Here is a 1,815-nt window from a genome sequence, read left to right as displayed (position 1 = left end):
ATAAAATATTATTATTTTGTCTAACTGTTTCAAATCTATTTTCATATAACTCGGCTGGTTTTTCCCAGTATTCAGAGTGCCATTGGTGGTGCATTTACATAATAAGGATATTGATAATATGGATTATTGTAAGGAAAAAAATACATTCTACTCCAGCCTCTCACATTTTATAATTGGGTAGCTAAAACAACTAATATAAATATTATGCAATCGTATTTATTATGAATAGGCACAAACCTACCCTGAATAAATTTCTCAAACGTTTCACTTAAAAATTGATGCAACATTTTAGATAAACACCTATATATTATAGGGATTAAGACCAAGCTGTTCCCGGCGCTGGGCGTGGCCGGTGCGGTGCTGGCAGCGCTGTTGGCCATGGTGCGCAGTGCCCGCCTGGCCTTCATCGCAAGCGGCCTGTCGGTAACCGGCATCATCCTCACCGCCGGCATGTCGCTGTTCCCCTTCATCATGCCTTCCTCGCTGGATGCGAAGAGCAGCCTGACCCTGTGGGATTCGGTCTCCAGCCACAAGACCCTGGGCCTGATGTTCTGGATGGTGCTGATCTTCCTGCCGCTGATCATTCTCTACACCGGCTGGGTGCATCGCGTGGTCAAGGGCAAGGTCACGGCCAAGGACATTCACGACAACGAACATACGGCGTATTGATTACGCGCAATCGCAAACTGGAACAAGGAGAACATCATGTGGTATTTCGCCTGGATACTCGGCATCGGCCTGGCGCTGGCCTTCGGCATCATCAATGTCATGTGGCTGGAAGCCAACTACGCCTTCGGATTGCGCTTAACGGCGTAATAGACTGGCTTTGCGGCGCCAGTACGCGATGCAGCGCAGAGGCCCGACGCGGTACTTTCAGCGGGCCAGGCAAAATGCCTTCCGTGTTCATACCACGGTTGATGGCGTTTCTCATGGTCTCCCAGATTTTCGCCATATTTTGCTCAACGTTCTCCCTGCCGTGGCGAGCGATCTCATTTTTCATCATCACCGCAGAGATCGACAGGCAGTTGTCGTGGCAATGTGCCAGCAGGTTGCGGGCAGAATAGAACGGGACGGGAATATCGACATCCGCGTCCTGATTCTTACCAAAGTTTTCTTCCGTGCCGATAAAACCGCCTAGCTGTGAGAACCTGCTGCAGGCCCCCTGACGCTCAAACGTGGATGTTGCGTAGTACCAGCTAAATTGCCACGTACACGGCTATGCCTTTTTTTACGTATAACATTTCTGTCAGGTTTTGCGATCATTTACGTCACTCCTTTCTGCTCTTACCCTTTATTACTTAGCAGTCTTACCTTCTTTACGGCGTACATATTCACCAGCATAGCGAATACCTTTACCCTTGTATGGTTCAGGTGGTCTGATCGCTCTGATGTTAGCTGCAACAGCACCAACTAGTTGTTTATCAATACCTTTTACAACAACTTCGGTATTCTTCGGTACATCGATTTCGATTCCTTCGAGGGGAGAACCAGCGCACCTCCACCATCACGATCGGCGAGTACACCGGAGTGTGGATGCCCACCCTCGGTGAGCGCACCAATCGGATCGACCTCGGTAACCTCCCCGTCGACCGCGCCGGCGCCCTGGCGGAGAACCTGTACCTCAACGAGAAGTCCCAGACCGCGGTGAACGCCACCGGTCTGCGACCGGGCGACAGCTACGAGCTCTCGTACGAGCCGTACACCCGCATCACCCCCGAACAGCAGCGCACCGCACGGTTCGCCGATATCCCGCTCGTGCCGAACGACAGGGTGGGCCCGGAGTTCGCCCAGTTCGCCGAGGAGTGGGCCGCTGCC

At 51.8% G+C, this 1,815-nt stretch carries 3 protein-coding genes and 2 pseudogenes; 3 read left to right on the top strand and 2 right to left on the bottom strand.

Features of this window, described 5'->3' with window-relative positions:
- Window positions 1-321: 321 nt before the first annotated feature.
- Both BTM36_RS04000 and cydX read left to right on the top strand, forming a co-directional pair.
- Window positions 322-669: pseudogene (locus BTM36_RS04000) on the top strand (cytochrome d ubiquinol oxidase subunit II); the annotation flags it as partial.
- Window positions 670-705: 36 nt separating this feature from the next.
- A complete protein-coding gene (cydX, locus tag BTM36_RS03995; RefSeq protein WP_077235308.1) occupies window positions 706-816 on the top strand; it encodes a cytochrome bd-I oxidase subunit CydX in 111 nt (36 codons plus the stop codon).
- Here the strand turns inward: cydX and BTM36_RS29600 are convergent.
- Window positions 767-1,015, bottom strand: a complete 249-nt coding sequence (locus tag BTM36_RS29600; RefSeq protein WP_368730700.1) for an L-serine ammonia-lyase, iron-sulfur-dependent, subunit alpha — start codon at window positions 1,013-1,015, stop codon at window positions 767-769. The two genes, cydX and BTM36_RS29600, sit on opposite strands and share 50 nt — an antisense overlap.
- Window positions 1,016-1,294: 279 nt before the next feature.
- A pseudogene (gene rplF, locus BTM36_RS03980) lies at window positions 1,295-1,477 on the bottom strand (50S ribosomal protein L6); the annotation flags it as partial.
- Window positions 1,478-1,533: 56 nt separating this feature from the next.
- Between rplF and BTM36_RS03975 the strand changes: the two are divergent.
- The coding region (locus BTM36_RS03975; RefSeq protein WP_217349541.1) for a hypothetical protein at window positions 1,534-1,815 on the top strand (282 nt) is incomplete at its 3' end.

The organism is Herbaspirillum sp. VT-16-41 (assembly GCF_001994935.1).
GTDB lineage: Bacteria > Pseudomonadota > Gammaproteobacteria > Burkholderiales > Burkholderiaceae_D > Herbaspirillum > Herbaspirillum frisingense.
The sequence above is the reverse complement of the archived record's forward strand: the minus strand, read 5'-3'. Positions and strand labels throughout refer to the sequence as shown.

What these genes read in the sequence shown, in the direction of transcription:
- cydX (WP_077235308.1), top strand. Translation starts at nt 706, where the DNA reads ATGTGGTATTTCGCCTGGATACTCGGCATCGGCCTGGCGCTGGCCTTC.